The sequence below is a fragment of the Granulicella rosea genome (genome assembly GCF_900188085.1).
Classification (GTDB): Bacteria; Acidobacteriota; Terriglobia; order Terriglobales; family Acidobacteriaceae; genus Edaphobacter; species Edaphobacter rosea.
In genome coordinates this window covers 440,694-466,921 of record NZ_FZOU01000002.1, presented here as the reverse complement: position 1 = coordinate 466,921, position 26,228 = coordinate 440,694, and the positions used below count along the sequence as shown (strand labels likewise).

Below are 26,228 nucleotides of genomic sequence, written 5' to 3'. Positions count from 1 at the left end.
TTGTTTTTCCGATTGCCTCAACTCAGAAACGTCTATGGGGCAAGTTGTCCGCGAGCGTAATCCAAAGAACGCAACGCAAGGAGATAGTCATATCGAGCATTTACTGCCGCTACCGCTGCCTGCGTACTCTGCAACTGGGCCTGACTGAGCTCGACGATGGAACTCAGGCCGAGCTTGTAGCGAGTCTGCGCGAGCGCAAGTGCCTGTGCCGTTTGGTCTCGAAACTGATCGGCAACAGCAATCCTCCGGAACGTCGTCTGTGCGTTCAAGATTCCGATTCTCACATCGCGCGCAATCGTATCGGAGAGTTCTTGCGCTTGCTTCTCCGTTGCCTTTTGCCGCAGTCGAGCTTCCTCGGCCTGCGCCTCGATATGAAACCCCGTGAAAATCGGAAGGGTCAGATTGACGCCGCCCGCAGCGTAATAATTCGGCGTGAAGATCCCGTCGGGCGCGACAGGGGTTATACCTCCCGTCGCCAACGCAGAAATCGTAGGCAGGTGCTGAAGCTGTTGGGCTCTGGCATATTTTTGATACGCCTGGGCATTCAACCGTAGCGCTTGCAGGTCAGGTCTCTGCGCCTGGGCGTCTGCATTGAGTGCCGGCGAACTACCCGGTGCGGGAGGAGGGGGTAAGGACGCCTGCGGGTCTTCGACGGCTTGGTATAACGTATCGGGCGGCGCGGCTAGCACCGCCGCCAGCGCGGCGCTCGCGGACGCCACAGCATTTTCAGCATCGAGTTGCAACAACTGCGATTGCGATAAATCTGCCGAAGCGATATTCAAATCAAGATCGCTCTTCAGCGCACTCTTGGTTAGGGCAGATGTGAGCTTTTGAACATCCCCTCTAGCCGCGACAGTGGCTTTGGCGACGTTCAACAACGACTGAGCATCGAGCAAGCGGTAAAACGCCTCGTCGGCAGCTAGGAGCACGTCCTGCTCCGTGGCAATCGTGGTTCGATCCTGTGCCTTTTGCTGAAGTTTATTCGTCGCAACCAAATCGCGTGTATGGCCGAAGTCTGTGATGAGCTGGCTCAACGTGCCGCCCGCCCCTGCATGGGTATACAAGCGCGAATCAGTAAGCGAGCCCGCTCCGATCCGCCCCCCATCCTCAGCTTTCTCGGCGGTTGCGGCGCCGTAAATCTGCGGTAATTCGCCCGAACGAGTCTGCCGTGTGACCTGCCCCGCAGCTAGCGCAAGAAGATGACTCGCGGTAATTCTCGGGTTGTTCTTGAGAGCCATTTGTTCCGCGTCAGAACGAGTTATTGGAGTAGCAGGAGTTCCCGGATCGACGAGGGGCGCTTGCTGGCTTGCAGACCCACCGGATGGTGGATACTGCGCAGGAGCCTGTGTCACTCCCGACGAGAAAGCCATCTGAGACACAGGTTGCGGCGCAGATGGGAGGGTTGTTCCGTTCTGCTGTGCCAACGCGGAGATCGGGAGCGCAAGAATGAAGATCAGTGTGAGTCCTTTCATGCGGTTGCCTCCATCCCATTGGTCATGTGACCCTCGCCCTCAGTCCCAGCATTTTCCTTGCGTGCCTCGATGCGGCGATGGATCAACAGATAAGCGCTCGGTACGAGGAAAACCGTGACGATGCCGGAGACGGTGAGGCCACCCAGAATCGCCCGTGCGAGCGGTGCATACTGTTCACTTCCCGCCTCAAGTGCCAAGGCCATCGGAATGAGTCCCAGAATGGTAGCCAGTGTAGTCATCAAGATGGGCCGCAGCCGGACTTTGCAGGCCGTGATGATGGCTTCCTCAAGCTTTAGACCCTGTTCTCGAAGCTGGCCGGTGAACTCGACGATCAGGATGCTATCCGACACGACAATTCCGGTCATCATGAGGACTCCCATCAAACTCATAATGTTGATGGTGGTGCCCGTCATCAGCAGGAAGAGAATGACGCCTGAGATGCCCGGAGGAATCGCCAGGAGAATGATGAAGGGATCGACAAACGAGGCGAACTGCGCCATGAGGATCAGAAACACGAGAATGATCGAGAGAATTAGTCCGATGGCGAACGACTTGAAGGATTCATTCATGTTGTTTACGGAGCCGCGAACAGTCAGCACGGTTCCGTGAGGTGGGTGCATCCCGGCAACAATCTTGTCCACGTCCTTGCTGATGGTGGAGAGATTCTCAGCTTTGGGCATCACGTAGACATCAAAGACACGACGGAGTTGATAGTGATCGACCTCTGTCGGCGTATTGATCGACTTGATCGAAGCGACGGTTTCAAGCGGAGTCGTCGTTTTGCCATCTGCGGAACGTAAGGGAATCTGTTTGAAATCGTTGAGCGTCTGCACCTGCGTCTCGGGGTACTGGACCGTGAGCATGTAATTGTTCCCACTCTTCGGATCAATCCAATAGCTGGGTGCAACCATGCCATTCGAGGTCATCGCCGTAATCACGCTATCGACAATGGTCTTGGGTGTCAGTCCTTCGAGTGCCGCTTGCTGGCGATCAATATTCAGCGCGAGGCCGGGATAGTCGATGTCCTGCGGGATCAGGACATCGCTCACACCATGCAATGCCCGCATCTTCTGCGCGAGTTGCTGGGCGACAGCATAGCCGCCTTCCATATCGTTACTGCTGACCTGGATGTCGAACGGCGCGGGAAGACCCTGATTCACGATGGAATCGACAAGACCGCCGGATTGAAAGTAGGTTTGCACGGACGGAAGATCGGCAGCGAGCCTCTCTCGAACACGCTGCATGTAGGCGAAGCTGCTAAGGCTGTGTTCCTCCTTGAGACTGACCTGCACAAAGGCTGTGTGCATTCCAGAGTTCGGCGTGTAGATCGCCGAGAGGTCAGGCGTCACACCGATATTGGAAACGATCATATTGAGGTCTTTCGGTGCGACCACGGCGCGAACGTCTTCTTCCACGCGAGCGATGTATTGATCGGTGAGTTCAATGCGAGTTCCCGTTGGAGCCTTGACGCTGATAACAAACTGGCCAGGGTCCGTGCGGGGGAAATACGCACGACCGAGAAACGGAGCCAAGGCAAAGCTCACTAGAACGAAGGCTGAAAAGACCGCGATGACCAATACTGGTCTTCCGAGGCAATAGTGGATGGCACTGTCGTAGCGAGCCTGCAACCAGCCGAACCCCTGATTGAAGTGATAGACAACCCTGGCAAAGATGTTTGTTTGACCGTGACCACCCAGCATATGTTCCGGTACAGGATCATTGGCTTCGGCAGATTCATGTTCGTTGCCATGCCCCGTGTGCTTGATGAAGCGTGAGCAGAAGAGAGGAACAACGGTCATCGCCACGACATAGGAGCAAAAGAGAGCAATGACAACTGCCAAGGCGAGTGCGGTAAACAGGTACTTACTTACGCCCGTAAGCAGGACTACCGGGAAGAAGACGATAGCGGTGCTGACGGTCGCAGCCAGAACCGCGAGCTGAACTTCTTTACCACCTTCCTGCGAGGCCTTGACCGGATCTGACCCCATCTCGAAGTGGCGGAAGATGTTTTCGAGCACCACCACGGAGTTGTCAATGAGACGGGAAAGAACAAGAGCCATTCCGCCCAAGACCATCGTGTTGATCGAGTCTCCGAAGGCATTGAGGATCAGGAATGTGGCAATGCACGAAATTGGAATAGATAGTAGAACGGCCACGGTTGCGCGGACATTCCCGAGAAACAGCAGGATCATGATGCCTGTGAGACAGAGACCGATAGCGCCTTCGCTAATGACATTCTTGATGGCTGTCTTCACGAAGACAGATTGGTCGAACACTACCGCCGTCTTCAACTGCTGAGGGATGTCGAGCAGATGCGCTGTGGCCTTGCGGATTCCGTTCACAATGGTGATCGTGTTCGAATTGCCACCCTGTTTGAGTACAGGGATGTAGACGGAGTGTTGACCATCAACGCGGACAATGTTCGTTTGGAGCTGCCCTCCGTCGACGGCGTGCCCCACATCACCAACGAGGATAGAAGCGTTCCCTACGGTCTTGAGCGGGATGCTGTTTACGTCATTGGGCGTTGGCACCTGACTGTTGGCATAGATGTTGTAGTCCTTGGGGCCGATGCGAACGTCACCCGCTGGCAGAATGAGATTCGAGTCATTGACTGCGTGAACCACGTCCATAATCCCCAACTGAGAGGCTTCGAGCTTCAGAGGATCGACATAGACCATGATCTGGCGATATGTTCCTCCGTATGGTTGAGGGACAGAGGCTCCCGGAACATTTGCAACCTGATTTCTTACATTGAATTGAGCCGCATCCTTGAGCTGCGTCTGATTCATCCCAGCGCCCTTCAACGTGATGAGGCATACGGGCAGGTTCGAAGCGTCAAAGCTGAGGACGACCGGCGGAAGCGTTCCTGGAGGAAGGCGGCGAAGGTTCGCCATGGCAAGGTTCGAGATACCACTCACCGCTGCCGTGGGGTCCGTACCCGGCTGGAAGTAAATCTTGATGAGACTCACGCCCGACATCGAGCGGGATTCGATGTGGTCGATATTGCTGCCCAGCGTGAAAAAGCGTTCGTCGCTGTCCGTGATATCGGATTCAATCTGCTGGGGCGGCATCCCGGAATAAAAAGTCGCTACGACGACAACCGGGATTTTAACCGGGGGGAAGAGGTCAACGGGCATACCAGTGATCGCGGCACAGCCCACAACCACTACGATCATGCAGGCCATGAGGATGAAGAAGGGGTAGCGTATCGCAAAGAAGGACATGGTTATTGCCCACCCTTCTGTAATTCCTTCTGGTAGTTGGCGAGATCGTTCTTAGCGGCTTGCGGAGTGACTTTCTGACCAGGTTGGAGCGCCGACATTCCTCCGATAATGACGCGGTCGCCCGGTTGGAGGCCAGAAGATACTTCTTGTGAATTCGCTCCGCTGATGCCCAGAACAACCGGACGCTTTTGGACCGTATTGTTGCTGTCTACAAGCATCACAGAGGGCTGGTCTCCCTGAATGACTGCGCTCGCTGGCACGATGAGGGCATTGTTCTTTTGCTCAAGATTGAAAGTGACATCGGCATACATGCCGGGCGTCAGCGTCAGGTCGGGATTGTTCACATCTACTTCCGTCATCATGGTCCTTGTAGAGTTCGACACGTCGCGGGTGAATCGAACGACGGTGCCTGGAAATTGTTGCCCGGTGGCCTGCACATGAACGGTCACCACGGAACCGATGTGGACGAGCGGTACGTCTCTTTCCGGGACGGGCATCCGCAGACGCAGCACATCGCTTTGCGCCAAACGAACGACCGCCTGATTCAAACCTTCCGCCGTTCCTGCCGGAATCAGCGCACCGGTATCCGCATACCGCATCGTGATAACTCCGTTGTACGGAGCGGTAATGGTGGCGTATTGCTCCATGCTGCTGACGCGCAAGTTCTCGGCACGCGAGACGCCGAGTTGTCCCTGAGCCGCCGCGACTGCTGACTTGGCAGCATCCACCTGCGAGGCCGCAGAACGATCCTTCGCAAGGGCGTCATCGAGTTCCTGCGCTGCAACGAGTCCTGGTTGCTGGTCCGAGGCTTGTTTGAGGCGGACGTAGTTTGCGTGAACCGCCGCATATCCGGCTTGCTCCCTGGCCACCTCATTTTGAAGGCGAACGATGTTTTGTTGCGTCTGGGTAACGCCAGCCTGCGCTCCAGCTACTTCGGCTTGAAGTTCTGGGACCTCCAGGACTGCGAGGGTCTGTCCTTGGCGAACGCGGTCGCCTATATCGACATAGATGTGTCGAATGTAGCCGGACACTTTTCCATGCACGTCGATCTCTTGAAAGGGCTGAAACACCCCGGCGACCGTGAGCTGATTGGCGATGAACCCGGCCTGTGCCGTCGCCACAGAAACAGCGGGAGGCGCGGCTGGCGCTTCTGCGGCCGCTTCATCCCGATGATGAATGTGGACAAAATAAAACAGTAAGAACGCGACCGCCAGAAAAAGGGCGACGACAAGCAAGCGCTTTGAGCGCATGGGATGACCTTCCTTCAAATCAGATTTGGATCTTCAAGGGCCTACTGACGTTCGTCAGTGACGATCTACGAGAAGAGAAATCCGACTGGAGGCGGTCTTGCCGATAGAACTGGCACCGACTGGAGAGAATGGATGGACTGGAAAGGTTTGGGCAACACCAAGCTCTGGTGTTCCGCAACAACGAGACAGGTACTAACAGGCAGCGCCAGGGCCGTGCCGTTTCCAACGGCTTTGCGACCATCCACTGCTTGACTCACACTGCTTTTCGCAGCGTCGCTGCCGCGCGTACATACCTTGGCCGGCGTTCCAGTTTTGGTGGTCTTGTACAGCGAAAGCTTATATGCGGTTCCCCAGGCAACGATCATGAACGGCAAAATCACACACAGGAGTCCACCTAGCGGAAACCGCCATTTGGATCGAGGAGACCGAGAGTGATTGAACGTGTCCAAGGGTCGTATGCTCCTGCATACATGGGCTATTGGTTGCGTGCTTACTGAGTTGGATGGCGGAAGAGGGTGTCAAGGCCACCGCCCACTAACATTTATGTTCGATGGCTAATGCTGACTCCGATTGTTATCTCTACCGCCGTCCAAGAAGTGATGACGCATCATGCTCTGTGCGAGCAGATAGCACATCACCGTGAACAGAATGATGAAGATCGCCGTGATAGCGCGGAAACGAGGTGATCGGCGACGTTCGCGGTCTTCAAAATCTCCCTTCGTATTCATGGTCACTCCGATCTACTCCCATCGAATTTCTTGCAGCACATACGACGTGCGGCGACTCCCTAGTAACGCCGCACTCGATCCCGAAGCAGCTTGTCGGCACACTCTACGATCCCAGACGGGTTGCAACAGGGACTCACCGCATCATCGTAAAGCGGGTCGTCAAAATCTTCGGACGGTTGTCCCAGCAGTAGAATCTTGGCCTTCGGCCAGGTCCTCCGCGCGTGCGTTGCGATGCGGAACGCTTCATGCTCGTTTGGGGTCAGGTCGATAGCAACCAGAGCGCAGTTGCTATCCGCGGGCAGCGCACACACTTCTAAGTAGGCGCTTACCGCAAGAACTGGATGCCGAAGGGCACCGAGGAGCAGGCGTCTGGAATCACGCAACTCTGCATTGGGTTCAACGAGAAGAATGGAACTCAGATCCAATGGGATGCTTCCATCAGAAGAACTGAATGGGTGCATAATGTCCCTCCGAAATTGGCAGCAGATGCCACAATCTGTTTCCGCCGTGGAAGGGCGGTTGATCTACGCGAGGGCCGCAAGGGCCACGGAGAGCAAATTACAGATTTGTCGCAGGAGGGCCGTGCAGGGAGTAAATGCCGCCTAGATCGAGTCTCCGGGGATCGGCGAGCTCAATCTTTGCCAGTTCGCTCAACGGCTGCGGCGTAACGTCCGAATGAAATCCGCGAAGGAAAATATGCAGGACTAAGGCATCGACATCGTCCGTGGGATTGTCTTCTTTTTCCAACGCCTTGAGGACTTTAGCGGAATGCTTCTCGGTGGAGATCTTGGAGGCAGTCAGATTCGAGGTCGCTGTTGTGTACGCCTGAATCCTCGCATGAAGAGCGAAGCAGAAGACCGAAAACGCAAGAAACAGGAACGCGCACTTGCGAAGCAAAGCGCCAACCGATCTCGCGTCCGAAAACATTGCTCCACCTCAATTACCGAGTGTGCCCGAATGTGGCTGAAAAAAGCGTATCACACGATACATCTCGTTGAGAATGACGCGCTAAATCGTCGGAGGGTAGCGTGCGACAAGAGAACACTTCTTAAAGCGAACTCCGAAAGCAATCTTTTAATCGCTCTGGACAGCCAGGTCAGACATAACTTCCAAGACATCCGGTCTAAGAGTCACATTCAAATGCAAACGTAAGAGGGAGGACGTAATCCTCCCTGTCTTCGGACGCGGCGCGTCCTTCGCCACCCTCCTCAGCGGGCCGTTCCTTCCCGCAACGCCCTCCCAATAGTTCTTGCGTGCTCCCGCACGCGCATAAGGAAAACAGACCTCGCTAAGGGGCTCTGCCCCGATCGCGCGCGTCAAGGGGTTTCCCCATAATTTTTGCCGCGCAAAAATCACGCGATAAAACCGCGCCCCTTTGGGGTGGGAGATACCCGCTCCCCTTGACGCTTGCTACCCCCGCCTTCGCCAGGTGGCGTTCGGCATGTACATGCCGCGTATCAACGCGGACGTGCAAGAGCCAAACACCCAAAGGAGAAGCAATCATGACTACCCTAGCCACCACCACCGCAGCCACCAACAACCGTCCTCGCCTCGTCAACGAGAACCCTGAAACCCCGCAGCAAAAGCAACAGCCTCAAACGGCGAAAGAAATCATCGCCGCTAACGTGAAGTGCCTGATTGAGCAGCTTGAGGCTGGACGCAGCAATGCGTTGACCGCCTACCTCGACGCGATGAGCCGCTTCCATAACTACAGCTTCGGCAACATCCTTGAAATTGCCCGACAGAAGCCCGACGCGACCCGCGTTGCTGGTTTCTGGAAGTGGAAGGAGTTTGGCCGCAGCGTGAAGAAGGGCGAGAAGGGTATCCGCATTATCGCCCCCATAGTCGGAGTGCAGCGCAAGGCTGATGCCGAGGCGGAGAAGGATGTTACCAAGCAAAACACTCGCAAGCTCGTAGGGTTTCGCCATACCTACATCTTCGATGTCTCACAGACCGAAGGGGCGGAGCTTCCCACCATGCACCACGTCTCCGGCGACGTAGGCGAGAACCGCGAACGTTTGCTGGCTTTTCTTGAGCAACAGGGCATCGAGCTTGTCTTTACGGACAGCATCGCACCCGCCCAAGGCGCAAGCTATGGCGGACGCATAGCAATTCTCCCCGGTCAGACCGAAGCGGAAGAGTTCTCCACCCTTGTTCACGAGGTGGGACATGAGTTGCTAAAGCACGCCGAACGGCGCACCACGACCACCAAGGACGTGCGCGAAACCGAGGCCGAGGCCATCGCTTTTGTTGTGGGTAAGGCCATTGGCCTGAAAGTCGGCACGGCTTCCGCTGACTATATCGGTCTGTACCACGGCAACGCTTCGCTCCTAACCGAGAGCTTGGAAGTGGTGCAACAAGCATCCGCCGTCATTCTTGCGGCATTGGAGCCACCCACCAAGGAACAAGCGGAAATGCCGGATGCAGAACTGGCGCAAGTGGCTTAGCTCTCTCCCGCGTTGGGCGGGTGAGGAACCTATGCCCGTCCCTGTCTTCACAGCAATACCCAACCGCTCGAAAGGAGCAAACGATTATGGAAACCGCAATCAACCAAGCCAATTCCTCACACGATATTCCGCTTGCAATGCTTGTGGAGTCGCCCACCAACCCCCGCCAGCACTTCGATGAGAAGGGTCTGAGTGAGATGGCCGAAACCATCCGCAAGGTCGGCGTGTATCAGGCTATCCTTGTTCGTCCCAGGGCAGAAAAGCTGGAGATCGTTTTCGGGGCGCGACGGTATCGTGCCTCCGCCTTGGCCGGGAAAGACACCATTCCCGGCATCATCCGCGAGATGACCGACGCCGAGGTTCTTGAGGCGCAGTTGGTCGAAAACCTCCAGCGTCGCGACGTTCATCCGATGGAAGAGGCCGAAGGGTACAAACGGCTTCTCGCACTGACGGAGCCGACCTACACCATCGAGCAGATCGCGGCGAAAGTTGGTAAAACCCCCGTCTACATTGCTACGCGGTTGAAGCTGACCGAGTTGTGCGATGAGGTCGCCGCTGTGTTCTACAGCAACGAGATCGGCGTGGGACACGCGATTCTGCTGGCGAAGCTCACAGCGGAGTTGCAGGTTCAAGGGCTGACGGCTTGCTTCAAAGAGGTCTACAACCAGAACAGCGATAAGCCCGTGCGGATTCTCTTACCCGTGCGTAATCTTCGCTTCTGGATTGAAACGAACGTGCTTTTGCTCTTGAAGGACGCGCCGTTCGACAAGCGGAACGCGCAGCTTGTTCCGGCTGCCGGAAGTTGTGTCGATTGTCCCAAGCGCACAGGCCATAACAAGCTCTTGTTTGCTGACCTTGGCAAGCAGGACGCTTGCACCGACCCACGCTGCTATCAGGTCAAGGTCGAGGCACATATCGCTGTCACCGTCGCCGCTTCGCCCAAGCTCGTGCAAATCAGCACAGCCTACCGCGCAACGGCGGAGGGCGGTTCGGTGCTTCCTCGTAACAAGTACGTCGCTATCCGCGAAGACCAGCCCAAAGACAAGGAACAGGCGAAACGGCCTGAGTTCAAGACGTGCAAATTCACAGCTGAGGCCATCGTTGCGGAAGGCGAAGGCCAAGGCACCATGCAGAAGGTTTGCACCAATTCCGACTGCCCGGTGCATCACCCCAAAGCCAAGCAGGAGCCGCGCAACGTGGCCGACAACGCGAAGTGGAAAGCGGAGCAGGAGAAGCAGCGCAGGGAGCAAGCTGTCTCGGAGACAACGGGCATCCGTATTCTCGCGGCCATCGGTTCAGCCGTTCCAGTGCGCTTGCTGAAACGCGACCTGCTGTTTGTTGTCGAGCGGTTGGCAGCGATGCTGGATGAACGCCGTCTGTCTATCGTTGCCAAGCAGCACGGCATCAAGAAGCAGAACGACAAAGACTCCATCGCCAAGCTGTTTAGTGCGTTCCTTCGCCGCTCAGAGGAGAGCATTCTCGGTCGCATCATGGTGGAACTGACCATCGTTCTCGCCGCAGCCCGGAGCAATGCGCCTATATTGCTGAAAGAAGCGGCAGCAGTCTACAAAGTGGACACCGAGGCGATAACTGCCAAGGTCAAGCAGGAATTCGCGGCCAAGGAGAAGGCCAGGACGGAAAAGAAGCCGCCTGTCAAAGCCGAAACCGCGAAAAAGAGCGGCACAGCAAAAAAGGCCGCGTAAAAAACTGTCTGTATAGAAGAGCCCCGGATTCGTCCGGGGCTCATTTTCGTTGTACCCCAAAAAGTGGCAGGGAGAACCCGCTTTGGTTTCTCCCTGCACCCTCATCCCGCTTGCCAGCCTCCGCTCGCCGGCGGCGCGGCAGGAGTCAAGTTCCTCCTCCTGCACCTTTCCCTTGGGCATTACGGTCGAAGGTACTGATAGCCTGTAATACGGCCCTGTTTGTGTTTTTTGAACGCTAGCTGGCAAAAGTGAGCACCCACAATGAAGTTCAAAACCTATCAGTATTCGAAGCATTGGACCGAGACGGTATCGACAAGTTCCGATGACGCCGCTGTTGAGGCAGCTAAGCGGGCGGGAAAACAACTAGAGTCAATACTGTCCTCCACGTTACTTTCTGAGAACTTGGTCATCCTGACGGGGTTGGGAACGTCTCTCTGTATTAAGGACTCCGCCGGAAACGCGCTCGCGCCAACCATGCCGGATCTTTGGAAAGCGATAAAGGCAGCCACGCCAGATTTCGACACTCTTCTTGCGAGAGTTCAACAGCCAAAGGATACCCATGGATGGAAGGAGGATGTTGAGCTTTTACTTTCGCGGTGCCAAATGGCAGTCGTATTGAATTCAGATGCAATCGTGCAAGCGTTTATCGACAAGGCAGAGGCGCTCATTGCGGACAAGTGCGGGTTTCTGAAATTTCTACCTGTAGGAACCGGTCTGCCCATACATGAAGCCTTTCTCCGAAAGTTGGCTCAACGTCCGACACGTCTTCCGCGCGCGAAGCTGTTCACGACAAACTACGATCTCTGTTTTGAGTCTGCGGCGGGTTCCGCTGGCTTTGTACTGATTGACGGCTTCTCGCACGCTAGCCCTCAGGTCTTTGATGGAGTCCATTTCAGCTATGACATAGTTCGGCGGGACTCGGACAACGATGCTCCAACTTATATCCCCAACACACTCCAATTGCTAAAGCTTCACGGTTCGGTTGACTGGGAGCGAGATTCCGCCGGGATGGTGAGACGGGTCTCACATCCTGCGAAGCCAGTCATTATTTATCCGAAAAATGGAAAGTTTGAGTCCTCTTTTAGTCAGCCCTATTTCGAGATGATGGCTCGATTTCAATCCGCCCTGCGTATGCCCAACGCCGGGCTTTTGGTCGTGGGATTTGGTTTCAACGATGCACATTTGGTCGGGCCCATAGAGTCTTCATTGCGTTCAAATTCCAGTCTCAAGATGGTCGTGGTGGGCCCAAGCTACGAATCAAAAATGCCCGACTTAGTAACTTCATTGGAGAAGCTGATCGAAGCGGGGGATAGGCGCCTGACGATCGTTGCGGCTGGTTTCGAAGATCTAGTTTCTGCGATACCCGACTTGAAGGCTCCCTCAGAGGACGAACTGCATACGGCCAGAATTAGGCAGGTCATCAACAAATGAGTGGACTCCCAGTCTCCCCCTTCGATGCAGACCGCTTGATAGGCTCCGTGGTCGAGTGCAGTCCCACTTCTCTCCGAATCAACCTCCCGCTTGCTAGCAAGATCGAGGGAATGACGCTGCATGGCGCACGCATTGGTGCCGGTGAGGTCGGAGAGTTTGTGTGCATAGAGACACAACAGCACGCGATCTTGGGGAGAATCAATCAAATCAAGCTGCCAGATCGCGAACGGCTGAGCGTCGAACCGCATATGGGAAAACCTCCACAGTCTCATCCCTTAGGGTTGGTTCAGCTCCTCTGCAGCATGTCTCTTTCAAGCGGTGAGGTGTCAACGGGAATTTCAAGTTTTCCGAGAATTGGTGCTTCCGTGTTTTCAGCTCATCCCGACCTTCTTTGCAAGATTGCGGAGTTCGCTAAGGCTGACGACGAGGATGTCTTGGCCCTGTCAATAGCTACGTTGGCGAGGGACGACAAGACGCCCGTGAAGCTAACGCCCGAGAAGCTCTTCGGTCGTCATGCTGCAATCCTCGGTGCAACGGGCGGAGGTAAGAGTTGGACAATCGCCCGAATCATCGAATCCTTGGCAAAGAGCAATGCCAAAGTCATTCTGATTGACGCGACCGGCGAGTATCACACGGCAAGAAATGGGGTTCGACATCTGCACCTCGGAGCAGATCAGCCGCCCCTCAGTTCCGAAGAGGTCGTTCTGCCTTATCAGGCGATGTCGATTCACGATCTCTTCGCGATGTTTCGCCCATCTGGACAATCTCAGGCTCCCAAATTGAGGGCGGCAATGAAAACCCTTAAACTGCTCAAGCTGGAAAACTCTTTGGCGGTGAATGGTCTGTTTGTGAAGGCGAACCAATCGAAGAGCTTGTTCAACGCGGCGTATGTGAAGCATATTGTCGCAGTTGATGCCGACGAAGCCGATTTCGATATAAACAAACTCCCTCAGCAAATCGAGCACGAATGCATCGCGCTAAATAACTCTGGAAATTGGGGAAATGTTAATGGGAACGAACAGAGCTATTGCTCCAGCCTCATCGCAAGAATTGCTTCGATGGTCAGCGCGCCCGAATTTGCGTGCATATTTAAGCCTGGAGCCAAGAAGTCACTCTTCGCTGCGATGGCCGAATTCTTCGCTGACAAAGACAATCGTGTGTTGAGAGTGTCACTTAGAGATGTAGCATTTGCCTCGAACGCTCGCGAGATCGTAGCAAACACCATCGGGAAGCATCTGTTAACTGCTGCGCGTACTGGCTGCTTCCAAGCGAAGCCGGTAGTAGTCATCCTTGACGAGGCACACAACTTTATAAACAAATCGATCGGTGATGAATTCTCTAGGCACTACTTGGACTCTTACGAATTGATTGCTCGTGAGGGGAGAAAATTTTGTCTGAACCTCTGTCTCGCCACGCAGCGACCTCGTGACCTACCTGAGGCCGTCCTATCTCAGATGGGAACGATGATTGTTCACCGGCTAACGAACAATAACGATCGGGAATTGGTCGAGAAGGCATCGGGTGACATTGACCGGTCTGCGGCCGGTTTCCTTCCTACGCTCGCGCCAGGTGAAGCAATCTTAGTCGGCACAGATTTTGCTTTTCCCGTGTCCGTCAAGATCATTCCACCCGTTTCGCCGCCAGATTCGAGGGGCCCTAACTATCAAAAGCTTTGGGCGGCGAGCAGCACAATTACTTAATAGGCGGCCTTCATCAGAGATCTAATGAAGGCAGACCGGCTACGATACGTTGTGTTTCGAGACTCACAGTGATGACACGTTGAAATAGCTCCAACGGGTAGCGCGGGTTTTTGACAGTCTCTTTGGCCCAGGCATTAGCATCATTTCTAATTTCGGTGATTGGATCAAGGCTGATTCCTTGCCGTTCGATGACCCACTCCAGGGCTGACTTTCCGTTCACAATATATCCGTACGCGCCGGTTGGTATCCCTTTCAGGACGATCCGTTCGTTGTAATGCAAAGTGGAAAGATCCTTTTCACCATCCACTTTTCCGACACGCATTTTCTGTACCGCGAAATCAGAGTCTTTGATTGGGCCATGGCTCTCAATCACCAGCGGGTACATGGCGACAGAGTCATAATTCAAATGCAGATCAGCCAGTTCTCGGCCAGCGTTGCAGAATCTCCAGAAATCTTCTGTGGACTTCACCCTCGGAATCCGGGGAATCTCCTTCGAGAGATTGTCAGCAAACTTCTCGCGGTAGTCAACGGAATGCAACACCCCATAGACATAGAAGAAAAGGTCGTCTTTACTTATGGATTCGGATGGGTATGCGCTCTGGAAGTGGCGCAAGCCTTCGTCCGTAATGCCATGACGTTTAGCCGCCAGCCCAGCATTCACGGGTGCGAACAGACGATCTTGGTCTGCATCAGTGAGCTCTTCGGTCGTCCTCTGCGATTCGTAAACGTATTGCGGAAAGCACTGTCCCTTCGAGACCACTTCGAGATCAGGCAACGTGTCTACCATCAGCGCGGTGAATCCTTTGGTTGACCCTAAGCCGGTTAAAGAAATGACACGATTCTTCGCTTCCGAATTCGGAAAGAACGATGGCATCAGATGTCTACTCCAATTCCAAGTCTTGTTTGAGTAGATCCACTGCTTTGTGAAAGGCCTATAAAGGGCTTGAACAAAGTCAGTATCATGCACCTCGTGAGTTCTGCCGTGTTCAAGGTCTGCGATAACATCTGAGGTCCACTTGATCTTGGTCTTATCCCGATTGATGACGAAATCTGAATCCTGACCGTCTGCCATGGAGTCTTGGAATCGAGCCACTTCGCTATTGTAGAAATTCGTCATTTCCACAATTCGCTTCTCAAGTGTTTTTTTGGAAAAGCTGTACACCCAGTCGTCGCGATTCGTCTTGATGCCCATTGAATAGGTGGAAAATAGATTCGGTTCCTCGTCCTTCTGCTTGTCTCCTAGTCGGAAAAACTCAGAGAAGTCGCCGGATCGTTGCGAGAACCAATCTCCATGCTCATTTGGGTTGACATTGACCCATCCGTTCTGTAGCTCGATGCCTTCTATATCGCCGAATGCGGCAATCTTGGCCAGTTTCTCCTCCCGGTTGAGGTAATCACCAATATCGTGCCACAGAATGCGCCCGCGATGAGCTGACGCTGGATTCTTTACAAAGATCGAAATCGCGATTGGAGCACGGCTGCCACTGCCAAAGATCTTGCCCCCTTCCTGTCGCGATTTTTCTCCTATCGTTCTTTGGTTGCCTCTTAAGTGAAAGATGTAGATCGTGCTGAATTCGTCTCCCAGTGATTTACGCAGACCATCGGTCGTATTCGCTTCAAGCCAGCCAGCGTTCGTCACGTAACCAATAACACCACTCTTTCCTACTCGATCGGAGGCCCAACGGATGGCTCTGATATATGAGTCATACATCTTGCTCTTTCCTACACGTTTCGATGAACGCGCGACGTAGGTTTCCGCGATGCGTTCGTCGAGAGAGGGATAATTTACGCTCTTGTTGTTGTCGTCGTCTTTGTCTCCGGAGGAATATGGTGGATTGCCTACAATCACGCGAATATCAAGCTTCTTCTGGCGTTTCCTTCGCGCGCTATTGTCAACGAGCATCTGGCTTATGAGATCTTCCTTCTCGTAGAGCTGGAACGTGTCGGCCAAGCAGATGCCTTCGAATGTCTCGTACTTGCCTCCCATGAGGCTGTGATAAACGCCTTCGATGTTTACCGCCGCGATGTAATAAGCCAGCAATACTATTTCGTTCGCATGGATCTCGCGTCGGTACTTCTTTTGCATCTGCTCTGGATCAATCAGACCGCTTTGAAGCATCCGCGTTATGAAGGTTCCGGTGCCCGTGAAGGGATCAATGATGTGGACGCCTTCGCTGCCGAGGTTCTGAGAGAACTCTGTCTGGAGAACGCGATTGACGCTGTGAATGATGAAGTCTACGATTTCGACCGGCGTGTACACGATGCCCAAACGCTTTGCCATCTCTGGAAAGGCATTGCGGAAAAAGCGATCATAAAGCTCAACCACTATTTTTTGTCGGCCAGCCGCGCTGCTGATACCTTCAGCGCGAACTCTAACGCTGTCGTAGAACTTTTGCAGCGTGTCCGTTTCTTTATCAAGGCGATGCTTCTGCAGCAGGTCGAGTATGTGCTGCATCGCTTGAGACATCGGATTGTGTTCGGCAAAGCTGTGATCTGTAAAGAGGGCGTCGAAGACTGGTTTGCTTATGAGATGTTGGGCAAGCATCTCGATGATTTCTGCATCCGTAATGCTGTCGTTGAGGTCATCACGGAGATCCTTCGCGAAGGCGTCAAACGCCGCGCGCTCCTCTTCGTTAGCTTCCGTCTGAACGATGTCCGTGATTCGCCCGATGTGGGTCCGGGCGATCTTGGCGATGTCATTAGCCCAGTCTTCCCAATGATTACGATTGCCGCACTTCTGCACGATCTTTGCGTATATTGCGCGCTCAATCTCTCCGATCTCAAACTGAAGGGGCTCCTGTTTCGGTCCGTCCGTCAGTTCCGGGACGATACCAATACCAAACGAGTTCTTGGAGGAAACAGATTTCGACTTGTCTCCTGTCTGAGCGGGTTTCCGATCAATCTTGTCGGTAATCGCGATGACTTCCATTTTTTTAGTGTCTTGGCCGATCAGGTCGAGCTTATTGACCATCGCATCGAATCGGTCATCGTGCGACCGGAGTGCTTGGAGAACCTGCCAGACGACGGCGTAGGTCTTATTGTCAGAAAGAGCATCATGAGGCTCGACCCCAGCCGGAATGACGACCGGAAGAATTACGTAACCGCGCTGCTTTCCAGGAGCGTTTCTCATCACACGTCCGACTGACTGCACAACATCTACTTGCGAGTTTCGTGGAGTGAGAAAAAGTACGGCATCCAGCGCCGGCACATCCACACCTTCGGAGAGGCACCGAACATTGCTAAGGACTCGACACGTGTTGCCAGGAGCATCGGCTTTCAGCCAATCCAACTTAGCTTCCTTTTCGCTTGCGTTCATGCTCCCGTCAACGTGCGCGGCTTCACATGCAAGACGCTTCTCAGGAGTTAGACCTTCACTGTCCTGATAGGCCTCCACTACCTCCTGGAACATGGAAGCAATATTTTTTGAGCTCACTTTGTGGATTTTGGAGCCTTTGGCAATCTCGATGACTTGACAGAAGGCCACAGCTCGCTTCATCGCCACATCATCAGTGGCAAGGTCGGTCGTAAGGCCTTGCTTGCTTAGAGCCTTCCAGCAACCTACGATTTTCGCAGCATCATCAACCTTGAGCTGATTATGTTCATCGGCGAGTAGACCCTGTAGACGTCGGCTGACGTGAGATTCCTCGATCGACAGAACGATGACTTTGTAGTCAACGAGTAACCCTCGTTTGACTGCTTCGCTAAAGGTAATGACGTGAAGTTCGGTGCCATAGAGGGATTCGTCATCCATCGAGCAGAGGGCGATGCTGTCACGTTCCGCCGTGGCCTTTGCTAGGTCACCATAGATGCGAGGTGTTGCGGTCATGTACAGACGCTTATCAGCGGCAAGGAAGTCTTTATCATGCACGCGAACGAATGTGCTTTCGTCTTCGTTGTCGAAAGTCGCGCCCGTAGTGCGGTGAGCTTCGTCGCATACGACCAAATCAAATGGAGGAAGTTCATGATGATGTTGCGCGGCACTGACGACGGCAAGCGAATGATAGGTAGAGAAAACGACGCTCATATGTTCGTCGTCGTGGCGTTTGAGCATTTCAGTTGCAAGACGGGACGCGTCTGTCGTTGCCGGATAGCGAAGTTCGTGCGTGAACGTTTGAACGCTATCGTCATCCTTCTTGCGCTTCTTCCCAACGTCACTGTCGGAACAGACCGCGAAACTATGAAGCGGTATTTCGCTTTCCTGCGTCCATTCGGTGAGCGTTTGCGACAGCAAAGAAAGGCTTGGAACCAAAAAGAGAACTCTTCCGCCCTTTCCGGCTTTAGCTTCCGCGATTTTGAGGCTTGTGAATGTCTTTCCGGTTCCGCAAGCCATGATTAGTTTGCCGCGTTCAGCGCTCGAAAGTCCCAAAAGCGTATTTGTAACCGCGTGTACCTGATGCTCTCGTAGAACCTTCTTCGGCTTTAGGGGTGCGTCCGCTTGCGGCTTGTAACGCGACCAGTCGATCTGGCTGTTTTCCAGGTCGTGCAAGTCGATTTTGCTGACAGCAGGATGCTGATTGTTAAGGGCATCTTCTGCATGTTCCGTCCATAAATTCGTCGTACTGACGATCAAGCGGTGGCTGAATGTCTTCTTCCCGGACGCGGTGAAGAAGCTGTCGAGATCGGACCGGTTTAGACAATAGTCTTCGGCATAAAGCTTGCACTGGATGGCGTGAAATTCGCCGGTCCCGCGAGTTTTGGCGACAAGATCAATTCCGGTGTCCCTCCGATCGAGACCCATTTCATTGGCCCAATCAGCGTACGTCCATACTTGGCTATAGAGATCCTTGTAGGTAGCCTCATTCTTCAGATAGCAGAGGATTAGCTCCTCAAAATATGTTCCCTTTTCGCGTTCGGAAGCCGCCGCGGTTCTGTATTCATCGAGGATTGCTTGAAGTGTCGTCATGGGTCATCTTCAGAATAGGGTGTGCGGGCGAAAAAGGGGAGCCAGTCCGTTGCGCTGGTGTTCCCGCCGAGATTCGCTGAGTGTCAAAACACTGAAGCGCGTTAAAAACTCAGAAACAGACAGGGTGTTAACTATTCATCTGTCTAGCTCTCATCCGCATCATCCGGGGGAGCAGCGGGATACGTTGTTGGAAGGCTGGCCTCTTCGATATCCAGATTGAAGTTGTAGTCCAACTTCGGCACGACAGCGCTGTGAATGTTGTTGTCGTTGTAAGACCGCAAATCAAGGTCGAGCTGCTGACAATCGCTAAGCGCCATGCTTCGTCTCAGGGCGAGGGACAAATGCATGTGCGGTGCCGGAGCCTCGAAAATGGAATACCATTTAGATCGCCTTTTCACTCCATCTTGCGTCTGAACCTCAACAGGAATTGAGTGGTTTTTGCGAACGCGGCGGTCTTGAGGGTCGGTGACGTGTTCACTCTTCAAGTGAGTGGACAAATCGCGGCGCAGCACATCTTCCTGCGTCACAATGCGAGGGATGATGATGCCTTTCTTTATGGCCCAGGGTGCGACAAGATGTGGTTCGATAGCTGGGTCGGTGTTTGGATGTGCCAAACGGTACTGACTGAGCACGTATTCCATCTGCGCTTTTTTCTTCATTGTTTTTGGGGTCGGCAATACTTTGCTCACAGATTCGCCTCATTTCCATTTATCAATTTGGGTGAAATGCTGTTGCCCCAGCCGTCAGTGAGGCTGGTCCTAATCACTAGATCTCTTATTTTCACGATGAGCTTACGGTGCGCTCCAAACGATACTTCGCCCCGCTTGTGCAATTGCCCGAGAACAACCCCTGGATGCATCTTTACTCGGTTCGAAAACTGGACTATGCGCGATTCTTGATAGAGGGGAGCTACTCGTCGAATGAATGATTCCATCTCCGAGTTCGGAACCAAGGTATCCGACGCAAAACGATTGGCCTTTGCCTCTGCTTTTGCGTCTCCGATACTGAAGCTCTCCTCTTCCGTCGTTCCGTGGCTGTCAAAAGAGAGCGCGTCTCGGGCAATTACATGCCCCAATTCATGGAAGAAGGTGAACCAAAAGTTGTCGTTGCGATCAAAGCGCGCGCTCATAGCGATGACCGGCGATTCGCCAATCCAAAAGGCGGCTCCATCAAGACGAGCTCCGGCTAATGGCTCGACGATCACGAACTTAATTCCATGGATGGCGAGCGTTTGTGCGAGCTTTTTGATTTCCTCAGGGTATGCAGCAAGGACGCGTAACTTTTTGACTAAACCGGGAAGAGCCGATGGATCGAACTCGGCAACCGGTAAGGCTGCGGCAAGCTGCCGGGCTCTAAACGCCCACGCCTTCTCGCGGGGGGAGAGTTCTGCTAATGGATCTGACTTTCGAGCTGCGATAGGAAACGCCAAAGAATCGGCAGACTGGGAACCCACGAAAGTCTCTAGTTCCGCCTGAAGCACAACAGGATCAGCGCTTAAAGTGATCCAGCCCCGCTTCTGCATGTCTCGAATGGGAAGATCCGCGTAAATCTTGGCTCGCTTGCCGATGGCGTCCACTGGAGCATCGACAAGAGAGAGCTCATATTGCCCGCTCCACTTGAGCCAGTCCTCCGGAGCATCCCCAAAAGCTGCGGCCAATACAGCGGCCATCTCGGGAGAGATTCCAACGTTTCCTGCAATGATTTTGGCGATGGTCGCGCGGCTCTTGCCGGTAATGGCAACGAGCTCGTCTTGCGTCCAACCGCGCGCTTCCAACTTTTCTCTGAGTATTGCGCCGGGATGTTTTATATGGGTCATGTATCTATGTGTAATACCTTTACACAAGCCTGTTCCCATGTCAAATAAAGTGCGCTATCCGCTCCCTTTGACTTGCACCAATTAGGCATCGGCCCTTCAGCAAGGGCGATGAGATAGGAAGGGAATGCCCCCATATGGCCCGTTCCAAGATCGGTTGCATCTACATCCATGGTTTTCATGGCGAAGCAGCTCGGCTTCCACTTGCTGTAGTCATAGAGAGCTGTCAGGGTGTCTCCTGCTAGAAGACGCTCTTCCCGTCCAGAAGTTCGGAGATTACTCGTCATTCAGGCGCAGTCTCAGCCCGATAACATCGCCACCATCCCCCTATACACCGCAACCTTTGTGCGACCGGTTCAGCCGGTCGCATAGAGAGGGCTTTAATCCTCACGCGTGAAGATAGGTTGATCCGGTGTGTCCTCGCGGCAATATCGCGCGTCGATGGACTGCTTGACGCCCACGCAGACGGAGAGTTGAGTTCCGTCAGTGAACCTCACCAGCACTTCACGTCCGTAGGTCGCGTCGTCGTAGACGGACAGCTCTGCCACGGACTTGCCGACCACCTCGGGAAACACCAATCTTGGGTTTTCCATTGTTGTCGAACTCCTCGTCATCTGACGCCTTAAGCGTGTCCCTTATTAGGGGTTTTCGTCAACTGTTACCCACACTTCAGGGTGTGGCAGCAAGAGCCAAACCGGATGCTCGCAAGTCCCGAAAGGGACGCAACAAAGACCTGCGTGAGTATTACGAAAGGGTTCTATCCAAACTGATTGCGGCGCGGATCGAGAGTGGTCTGACTCAACGCGAAGTGTCCCTACGCCTCGGTATGGCCCATTCCTTCATGAACAAATGCGAATCCGGCGAGCGAGCAATCGACATCGCGGAATTATGGGCCATATCGAACATCTACGGCAAGCCCCTTAGTCACTTTGCTCCCGACAAACTGTGACGAAACCCCGCGCACTAGGTGTTCAGGCCCGCTAGCGTCCGAGATGACCGTGTCCCGGTTCTATGAGCAATGTGAGTTGGGGCGGTAGCAGGACCGTTTTCAGTTTCGTCACAAAGGTTCGGACAAATTCACTGACGAGCTTCGAGTTGTTGTCGGCCCGCGCCACCAGGTGAACGTCCAATTTGAGAGCGTCTTCGTCAAGCGGCTTGGCGACCAGGCCGTGCCTCGCTATGCGAAGTGCGCCAGCCCTCGTAAGGAAGGCAAAGCCGCCGCTCTTCAGGAGCAAGTGGCTTGCCTCATCGGCACTCATTACGTGATTGAGGGATTTGAATTCCACTCCCGCAAGTCTCGCAAGACCCATGAGAGTGTCATACAGCCACGGATGAATGCGGCGGTCAAAGACCGTCCAGCGGTTTCCACCCAGGTCTTTGACTTTCACGGAGTGTTTCCTGGCGAGAGGATGATCTTCAGACAGGACAATGTGTAGCGGTGTCTCTGTCAGTTTCACCGTTGAGAGGCGAGGGTTTTCACTGGGATGCGTGATGAGCGCGAGATCGAGGCGCGAGTGTAGAACGCCATGCTCCAGCTCGGGCGCGAACTCGCTATGCAACTGAACATCGAGATTCGGATGCAGAGGCAGATGGAGAGATAGAAGGACTTCGTTTAGCACTGGATCGGTGTACTGTGAGCGTCCGACGATCAACGTGGAATCCACCCCATGAGCAACAGCCTTTGTGAACTGAATGGCTCGCTCCTCATGCTCGATAGTGAGACGTGCTTCTGCGACACAAGCACGACCAGCGTCAGTCAGCTCGACCCGAGAGCGGTTTCTATCAAAGATTTTGCGATTGAGGCGACGCTCTGCGTCTTGGATCGACCGGCTCAGACCAGACTGACTCATTCCCAGCCTTCTAGCCGCTTTGGTGTAACTCAGCTCTTCCGCCAGCGTGACGATAGCGTTGAAATGACGAAGCTCCAAAGTTGGTTTCTGCATGGCCCGGCCTCCCATTAGCTCTAAGAACAACATGGGTATAGCGTCGGCGGCTCGTGCAGTCGAACCCTTCCGCCGATAACAAATTATCCACAGGCGGCAAACCCCATGTCAATCTAAGTTCCTCACGAAATCGGCCTTATGCGCGCCACGCATAAGGCGATTCTTGGGACTCATTGGACAGACCGGACGCATGAGCCGCACCTTCAAAGCAACAACTGGAGGTCAGCCATGTATGACCAGAAAAAGCCACCAACGTCCGAACGTAGTTTGCCGGTTCCAGGGCGATCCGGTATCGAGCCTCTGCTCGATAGCAACAAGGCTGCTGCGATGCTCGGCGTCCATCCCAGAACGCTCCAACGGATGGTCTTGCGCGGTCAGATTGTTGGAGTTCAAGTAGGCAAACTCTGGCGGTTCAGGGCTTCAGCCATCGACGAATGGATCGAGCGTAAAGAACACAAAATGGTTGGCTGACCAGTTTTCCAGAGGCTCTGAAAGGCCCGATTTTACTGGCGATTCGGCACACAATCGACTACCCTTAAGGTAGCCATTAGTGCCGTGAGTCAGGGAGGAATACCTTGAAATCACGAGCATATTACCAATTCGGAAGTTTAACGCTCAAGAAGCGGGCGAAGAGTGCAGACGTCTGGGAGTTTCGGTACTACGAGGATGCGGCCACGGGAGGGAGAGCACGTAAAGCTCTCTTCATCGGCACCACCGATAAGTACAAGACCGAAGCTCTGGCCCGAAAAGCCGTCGAAGCGATTCTCCTAAAACTCAACGCTGAAAAGCCCATGCACCATCTAGGAACCGTGACGTTTGGCGGTCTCTGTGACAGGTATATCGCTGAAGAGTTGCCCGAACGCTATTCGACTCGGAAGTCCTATCTGTCGAACATCAATCTGCACATCAAGCCGCGTTGGGGTGAATACCTCATCGGGGCGATCAGGCCGATGGCAGTCGAAGGTTGGTTCAAAGAGATGGACAAGTCTCCCAAGACGAAGGCGCATATCCGAAGCGTGATGCACGTCATCTTTGAGTGCGCTGCCCGCTGGGAACTGTTCACCGAACGTCGCAACCCAATCGAGATGGTGCGTGTCAAAGATTCGACGAAGCGGCGCAAGCGGCCAATGATTCTCACCAATGACACCTTCGATGCGGTACTGGCCGGCTTACCAGAACCGTTTCGGACGATGGTCGTGGTGGCGCAATGCCTTGGACTTCGCGTAAGCGAGATTACAGGTTTGCAGTGGGGCGACCTCGACACTGAGCGTCGTCAGCTCCTCGTTCAACGAAGCATCGTGAACGGAAGAGTGGACGACGTGAAGACCGAGTATTCCCACGATCATGTGCCGATTCATGAGTCCTTGCTGGAGGTCCTGCTCGCCTGGAGTGAGCAGTGCCCAGAGACGGAGGAGGGATGGATGTTCCCGAATCCGTTGTCGAGCAAGCCCTACTACTCAACTGAGATCCAAAAGCGGTATCTCAAGCCTGCGGGCATCAAGTTGGGATTGGGGCCGATCGGCTGGCACACCTTTCGTCACACGTACCGGTCATGGCTTGACGAGACCGGTGCGCCGATGAAGGTGCAACAGGAACTCATGCGCCACGCCTCCATCCAGACCACGATGAACGTGTACGGACAGGCGATGCCGGAGTCGAAGAGAGAAGCCAATGGGAAAGTCGTCACGATGGTGCTCAAGCCCTTGCGGGCGAGTGCCTAAAACGACCATTTTCTTATTGGGAGTAAACGGGAGTGAATCTGATTTTCTGATTCTCTCTAAACCATTGATTTGATTGGTTGCGGGGGTAGGATTTGAACCTACGACCTTTGGGTTATGAGCCCAACGAGCTACCGGGCTGCTCCACCCCGCATTCCCAATATAGCTCTGATGGCGAGCTGCGTCAACTAGGGGTGTTTTGGCGGGGAAAGAGCGATCCGTAACTTTTTTTTGAAATCCGCGTCTGCATAGATGTGGCTGCGACGTGCCGGCTGTACGCTTGTCCGCAGCGATATTTTGGAGGGGCACCATGTCTTTTGCAGGTTTTCACCGAGTTGCCGGATTCGCTTCTTCAACCGACCGGGCTATCCGGTCGATGCGTGTTGCCGTCCTTACTGCCGGAATGATCGCGATCTCCGCTGGCGCGATGGCGCAGAGCGGCGTGCCCGACGCGCAGGTGGAGGCGAACGTCCTGAAGGCGCTCGCCGGAGCGCCGGAGTTGGCAAATGAATCGATCCGCACCACGACCGTCTATGGAACCGTGACGCTGAGCGGGTCGGTGCGTGATGAGTCTCTGCGCACCCGCGCGGAAAATCTGGCCGCGAATGCGAATGGCGTCAAAAAGGTAGTCGACGAACTGACCCTTGGCGTGGGAACCCCGGCCGCCGAGGCGAATCTTCCCCAGGCCGGGGCTCCAGGCATGCAGGATCAGGCGCCGCCTCCGCCGCAGGACGATCAGAGCGGCTCGAACCCGTTGCTGCAGTCGGACGGAACGATCGCGCCCGCGCCGGGTCAGCCGCAGGCTCCGGACCAGCCGCAGATGGCGCAGCAGCAGGATCAGCCGCCGATGCCGACGACCTATCCCAACGGACATCCGATCAATCCTGGCGGCGATCCAAACGCGCAGCAGCAACAGCCGTCGCAGAATCCCTATGGCGCGCCTCCGCAGTATCCGCAGCGCTATCCCCAGCAGTATGCGCAGGCGCCCTATGGCGGGCAGCCGGGCGGCGCGCTGGTTACGGTGCCGACGGGAACGATGATCCGCATACGCGTCAATCAGCCATTGTCCAGCAACCACTCCAAGCCTGGCATGGTCTTCGACGGCGTCGTGGCGAACGACGTGATCGCGGGCGGCGCAGTTGCGATTCCGCGCGGAGCCACGGTTCAGGGCAAGGTGGTCGATGCGAAGGCATCCGGCGCGCTCAAAGGACGCGGCGAACTCTCGTTGCAGATCACGCAGGTCATGATGGGCGGCAAAGTTTATCCGATCAACTCAACCCTCTGGGCGCATAACGGCAGCGATAAGACGATCGAGACGGTGAATAAGACGGCCGGATTCGGCGCGATCGGCGCTCTGCTGGGCGCGGCCGCGGGCGGTGGAGTGGGCGCGGCGGTTGGCGGCGGCATCGGCGCCGCGGCGGGGCTGGGTTCTTCGGCTACCTCGGGCGGTGGACAGGTCTTCGTTCCGTCGGAAGGAATCATCACCTTCAACCTGGCGCAGGAGGTTGCGGTCACGACCGTCTCGGAGCAGGAGATGCAGCGGCTCGCGTATGGAGTTCCGGCTGGCGCTCAGCCGGGCTATCCGATGCGGCGCCGGGTCTATTACGCGCCGGGTCCATATCCTCCGGGCTACTACTATGGGCCGGGCTACTACTATCCGCCTCGCTGATTGCGGCGGAAGCCACGATTCAGGCACGGAAGACGAGTCCGGGTTCATCCGGGCTCGTTTTATTTTCAATGGGTTGCGAGCCTCTGTGAGAATCCTGCGGCTTCCGCTCACGTCAACCCCGGCGCTGATTTATAATCGACGCTTGCCCTGCAACGGACCAGGCTGTGCATCCTGAAAGGGTGTCGCCGGTCACGCAAAACCCCGGGCACGCGGAGGAAGCTCCGCGC

Annotated in this window: 18 protein-coding genes and 1 tRNA gene; 8 read left to right on the top strand and 11 right to left on the bottom strand. The window is 54.8% G+C overall.

The window, feature by feature from the left end; genetic code table 11:
* Window positions 1-32: 32 nt before the first annotated feature.
* From CHB87_RS08015 to CHB87_RS07995, 5 genes are all read right to left on the bottom strand, one after another.
* Entirely contained in the window at window positions 33-1,472 is a 1,440-nt protein-coding gene (locus CHB87_RS08015; protein ID WP_089407883.1) for a TolC family protein, read from the bottom strand.
* Entirely contained in the window at window positions 1,469-4,696 is a 3,228-nt protein-coding gene (locus CHB87_RS08010; RefSeq protein ID WP_089407882.1) for an efflux RND transporter permease subunit, read from the bottom strand. The genes CHB87_RS08015 and CHB87_RS08010 overlap by 4 nt, the downstream gene beginning before the upstream one ends.
* 2 nt (window positions 4,697-4,698) lie before the next feature.
* On the bottom strand, window positions 4,699-5,946 hold the full coding sequence (locus CHB87_RS08005; protein ID WP_089407881.1) for an efflux RND transporter periplasmic adaptor subunit: 1,248 nt from the start codon (window positions 5,944-5,946) through the stop codon (window positions 4,699-4,701).
* A gap of 554 nt (window positions 5,947-6,500) precedes the next feature.
* Window positions 6,501-6,674 carry a hypothetical protein gene (locus CHB87_RS22220; RefSeq protein ID WP_176441657.1) on the bottom strand — a complete coding sequence of 58 codons (174 nt, stop codon included), beginning with the start codon at window positions 6,672-6,674 and terminating at the stop codon, window positions 6,501-6,503.
* 558 nt (window positions 6,675-7,232) lie between these two features.
* Complete coding sequence (locus CHB87_RS07995) at window positions 7,233-7,601, bottom strand: hypothetical protein (protein ID WP_089407879.1); 369 nt, start codon at window positions 7,599-7,601, stop codon at window positions 7,233-7,235.
* Between the two features lie 575 nt (window positions 7,602-8,176).
* On the opposite strand from CHB87_RS07995, the gene CHB87_RS07990 reads away from it, so the two are divergent.
* The 4 genes from CHB87_RS07990 to CHB87_RS07975 all read left to right on the top strand — a co-directional run bounded on the left by CHB87_RS07990 (window position 8,177) and on the right by CHB87_RS07975 (window position 13,955).
* A complete protein-coding gene (locus CHB87_RS07990) occupies window positions 8,177-9,121 on the top strand; it encodes an ArdC family protein (protein ID WP_089407878.1) in 945 nt (314 codons plus the stop codon).
* An 86-nt stretch (window positions 9,122-9,207) separates the two neighbouring features.
* Entirely contained in the window at window positions 9,208-10,824 is a 1,617-nt protein-coding gene (locus tag CHB87_RS07985) for a ParB/RepB/Spo0J family partition protein (RefSeq protein ID WP_089407877.1), read from the top strand.
* A gap of 261 nt (window positions 10,825-11,085) precedes the next feature.
* The gene (locus tag CHB87_RS07980) at window positions 11,086-12,255 is read left to right on the top strand and encodes an SIR2 family protein (RefSeq protein WP_089407876.1); all 1,170 of its coding nucleotides are present in this window, start codon (window positions 11,086-11,088) and stop codon (window positions 12,253-12,255) included.
* 110 nt (window positions 12,256-12,365) lie between these two features.
* Entirely contained in the window at window positions 12,366-13,955 is a 1,590-nt protein-coding gene (locus tag CHB87_RS07975; RefSeq protein WP_176441656.1) for an ATP-binding protein, read from the top strand.
* A 13-nt stretch (window positions 13,956-13,968) separates the two neighbouring features.
* Here the strand turns inward: CHB87_RS07975 and CHB87_RS07970 are convergent, their stop codons facing one another.
* The 4 genes from CHB87_RS07970 to CHB87_RS07955 all read right to left on the bottom strand — a co-directional run bounded on the left by CHB87_RS07970 (window position 13,969) and on the right by CHB87_RS07955 (window position 21,264).
* Window positions 13,969-18,858: a DEAD/DEAH box helicase gene (locus CHB87_RS07970; RefSeq protein WP_089407874.1), complete on the bottom strand. Its 4,890-nt coding sequence runs from the start codon at window positions 18,856-18,858 to the stop codon at window positions 13,969-13,971.
* Window positions 18,859-19,001: 143 nt separating this feature from the next.
* Entirely contained in the window at window positions 19,002-19,547 is a 546-nt protein-coding gene (locus CHB87_RS07965) for a hypothetical protein (protein WP_142988271.1), read from the bottom strand.
* Window positions 19,544-20,674, bottom strand: coding sequence for a helix-turn-helix domain-containing protein (locus CHB87_RS07960; protein WP_176441655.1), 1,131 nt, complete (start codon window positions 20,672-20,674; stop codon window positions 19,544-19,546). Before CHB87_RS07960 ends, CHB87_RS07965 begins: the two co-directional genes overlap by 4 nt.
* Window positions 20,675-21,051: 377 nt before the next feature.
* Window positions 21,052-21,264 (bottom strand): hypothetical protein, encoded by a 213-nt coding sequence (locus CHB87_RS07955; RefSeq protein WP_142988270.1) that lies wholly within the window; start codon window positions 21,262-21,264, stop codon window positions 21,052-21,054.
* Window positions 21,265-21,299: 35 nt separating this feature from the next.
* Between CHB87_RS07955 and CHB87_RS22865 the strand changes: the two genes are divergently transcribed.
* Complete coding sequence (locus tag CHB87_RS22865; RefSeq protein ID WP_425432472.1) at window positions 21,300-21,620, top strand: helix-turn-helix domain-containing protein; 321 nt, start codon at window positions 21,300-21,302, stop codon at window positions 21,618-21,620.
* A 31-nt stretch (window positions 21,621-21,651) separates the two neighbouring features.
* Here the strand turns inward: CHB87_RS22865 and CHB87_RS07945 are convergent, their stop codons facing one another.
* A complete protein-coding gene (locus CHB87_RS07945; protein ID WP_176441653.1) occupies window positions 21,652-22,614 on the bottom strand; it encodes a LysR family transcriptional regulator in 963 nt (320 codons plus the stop codon).
* 228 nt (window positions 22,615-22,842) lie between these two features.
* On the opposite strand from CHB87_RS07945, the gene CHB87_RS07940 reads away from it, so the two are divergent.
* Both CHB87_RS07940 and CHB87_RS07935 read left to right on the top strand, forming a co-directional pair.
* On the top strand, window positions 22,843-23,085 hold the full coding sequence (locus CHB87_RS07940; protein ID WP_176441652.1) for a helix-turn-helix domain-containing protein: 243 nt from the start codon (window positions 22,843-22,845) through the stop codon (window positions 23,083-23,085).
* A gap of 104 nt (window positions 23,086-23,189) precedes the next feature.
* Window positions 23,190-24,335: a tyrosine-type recombinase/integrase gene (locus CHB87_RS07935; protein ID WP_089407867.1), complete on the top strand. Its 1,146-nt coding sequence runs from the start codon at window positions 23,190-23,192 to the stop codon at window positions 24,333-24,335.
* Window positions 24,336-24,409: 74 nt separating this feature from the next.
* Here the strand turns inward: CHB87_RS07935 and CHB87_RS07930 are convergent.
* A tRNA-Met gene (locus CHB87_RS07930) sits at window positions 24,410-24,486 on the bottom strand.
* 222 nt (window positions 24,487-24,708) lie between these two features.
* Between CHB87_RS07930 and CHB87_RS07925 the strand changes: the two genes are divergently transcribed.
* Window positions 24,709-26,001 carry a BON domain-containing protein gene (locus tag CHB87_RS07925; RefSeq protein WP_176441651.1) on the top strand — a complete coding sequence of 431 codons (1,293 nt, stop codon included), beginning with the start codon at window positions 24,709-24,711 and terminating at the stop codon, window positions 25,999-26,001.
* Window positions 26,002-26,228: the final 227 nt, after the last annotated feature.

Bases quoted from the DNA above. Each gene is read 5' to 3' on its own strand.
- CHB87_RS07955 (WP_142988270.1), bottom strand. From the start codon at position 21,264: ATGGAAAACCCAAGATTGGTGTTTCCCGAGGTGGTCGGCAAGTCCGTG.
- CHB87_RS07975 (WP_176441656.1), top strand. From the start codon at position 12,366: ATGACGCTGCATGGCGCACGCATTGGTGCCGGTGAGGTCGGAGAGTTT.
- CHB87_RS07925 (WP_176441651.1), top strand. From the start codon at position 24,709: ATGCGTGTTGCCGTCCTTACTGCCGGAATGATCGCGATCTCCGCTGGC.
- CHB87_RS07970 (WP_089407874.1), bottom strand. From the start codon at position 18,858: ATGACGACACTTCAAGCAATCCTCGATGAATACAGAACCGCGGCGGCT.
- CHB87_RS07995 (WP_089407879.1), bottom strand. From the start codon at position 7,601: ATGTTTTCGGACGCGAGATCGGTTGGCGCTTTGCTTCGCAAGTGCGCG.
- CHB87_RS07945 (WP_176441653.1), bottom strand. From the start codon at position 22,614: ATGCAGAAACCAACTTTGGAGCTTCGTCATTTCAACGCTATCGTCACG.
- CHB87_RS07980 (WP_089407876.1), top strand. From the start codon at position 11,086: ATGAAGTTCAAAACCTATCAGTATTCGAAGCATTGGACCGAGACGGTA.
- CHB87_RS22220 (WP_176441657.1), bottom strand. From the start codon at position 6,674: ATGAATACGAAGGGAGATTTTGAAGACCGCGAACGTCGCCGATCACCT.
- CHB87_RS07960 (WP_176441655.1), bottom strand. From the start codon at position 20,674: ATGACCCATATAAAACATCCCGGCGCAATACTCAGAGAAAAGTTGGAA.
- CHB87_RS07940 (WP_176441652.1), top strand. From the start codon at position 22,843: ATGTATGACCAGAAAAAGCCACCAACGTCCGAACGTAGTTTGCCGGTT.
- CHB87_RS08010 (WP_089407882.1), bottom strand. From the start codon at position 4,696: ATGTCCTTCTTTGCGATACGCTACCCCTTCTTCATCCTCATGGCCTGC.
- CHB87_RS07985 (WP_089407877.1), top strand. From the start codon at position 9,208: ATGGAAACCGCAATCAACCAAGCCAATTCCTCACACGATATTCCGCTT.
- CHB87_RS08005 (WP_089407881.1), bottom strand. From the start codon at position 5,946: ATGCGCTCAAAGCGCTTGCTTGTCGTCGCCCTTTTTCTGGCGGTCGCG.
- CHB87_RS08015 (WP_089407883.1), bottom strand. From the start codon at position 1,472: ATGAAAGGACTCACACTGATCTTCATTCTTGCGCTCCCGATCTCCGCG.
- CHB87_RS07990 (WP_089407878.1), top strand. From the start codon at position 8,177: ATGACTACCCTAGCCACCACCACCGCAGCCACCAACAACCGTCCTCGC.